General features: G+C 67.1%; 1 protein-coding gene. It reads left to right on the top strand.

Annotated features, from left to right (window positions below; all coding sequences use genetic code 11):
- Positions 1–92: 92 nt before the first annotated feature.
- On the top strand, positions 93–1,580 hold a 1,488-nt coding region (glyS, locus tag EN780_RS33820), incomplete at its 3' end, for a glycine--tRNA ligase subunit beta (protein WP_128276421.1).

Raw genomic sequence — 1,580 nt, 5'->3', positions numbered from 1 at the left:
GTGCCGAAGGTATTGGCGGCTGAGAGGCCGCCACCCCGCCCCGGCGCTGCGCGCCGACCCTCCCCATCGAGGGGAGGGTAAGGAGCCAACCTATGCCCGACCTGCTTCTCGAACTTCGCTCCGAGGAAATCCCCGCGCGCATGCAGCGCAAGGCCGCGGGCGATCTCAGGAAGATGCTGACCGACGGCCTGGTCGAGGCCGGTCTGACCTATGAGGCGGCGCGCGAGTACTGGACGCCGCGGCGCCTGGCGCTCGACATTCGCGGCCTGACGGCGCGCTCCAAGGACATTCGCGAGGAAATCAAGGGCCCGGCCACCTCGGCGCCGGAACAGGCGGTGCAAGGCTTCCTGCGCAAGGCCGGCCTCGCCTCGATCGCCGAGGCGCATGTCCATTCCGACCCGAAGAAGGGCGACTTCTATGTCGCCCATATCTCCAAGCCGGGCAGGGCGGCGGAGGACATCATCGCCGAACTGGTGCCGGGCATCATCCGCAGCTTCCCCTGGCCGAAATCGATGCGCTGGGGGCCGGCCTCGGCCAGGCCGGGCTCGCTGCGCTGGGTGCGGCCGCTGCAATCGATCGTCTGCACCTTCGGCCCCGAGACCGAGGAGCCCGTGGTGGTCGATTTCGATATCGACGGCATCCGCTCCGGCAACGTCACCTATGGCCATCGCTTCCACGCCCCGGGCGAATTCACCGTGCGTCGCTTCGACGACTACGTGTCGAAGCTGGAGGCCGCCAAGGTCGTGCTCGATGCCGAGCGGCGCAAGGAGATCATCCTGGCCGACGCCCGCAACCTCGCCTTCGCCAACGGTCTCGACCTGGTCGAGGACGAAGGGCTGCTGGAGGAAGTTTCCGGCCTCGTCGAATGGCCTGTCGTGCTGATGGGCGAATTCGAGCAGGATTTCCTCGCCATTCCGCCCGAGGTCATCCGGCTGACCATCCGCGCCAACCAGAAGTGTTTCGTGACCCGGCCGCAAGGGGCGGGCGAGGACCTGTCCAACCGCTTCATCCTCGTCGCCAACATCGAGGCCAAGGATGGCGGCAAGGAGATCGCGCATGGCAACGGCAAGGTGGTGCGCGCCCGCCTCTCCGACGCGCTCTATTTCTGGAAGACCGACCAGGGCGATCTGCCAGATTTCGGCGAGCTCAAGGCGTCGGCGGAAAAGTTCGGGCTCGATCTGAAGAAGCCGCTCGACCAGCGCATGGCACGTCTCGACCATCTCAACGTGACCTTCCACGCCAAGCTCGGTACGCAAGGAGCTCGTGTCGAGCGGATCAAGCGGCTGGCCGAAGAACTGGCGCCGGTCGTCGGCGCCGATCCGGCGCTGGCGCGCCGCGCAGCCCTGCTCGCCAAGGCCGATTTGCAGACCGAAGTGGTCGGCGAGTTCCCTGAATTGCAGGGCGCCATGGGCCGCAAATATGCGCTGCTGGAGGGCGAGCATCCGTCCGTCGCAGCAGCTGCCGAGGAACACTACAAGCCGCAGGGCCCGTCCGACCGCGTGCCGACCGATCCGGTCTCGGTGGCGGTGGCGCTCGCCGACAAACTCGACACGCTGACCGGCTTCTGGGCCATCGATGAG

The sequence above is a fragment of the Mesorhizobium sp. M4B.F.Ca.ET.089.01.1.1 genome (assembly GCF_004022605.1).
GTDB classification, from domain to species: domain Bacteria; phylum Pseudomonadota; class Alphaproteobacteria; order Rhizobiales; family Rhizobiaceae; genus Mesorhizobium; species Mesorhizobium abyssinicae.
Note: the sequence above shows the minus strand (reverse complement) of the source record. Positions and strands in the feature narration are given on the sequence as shown.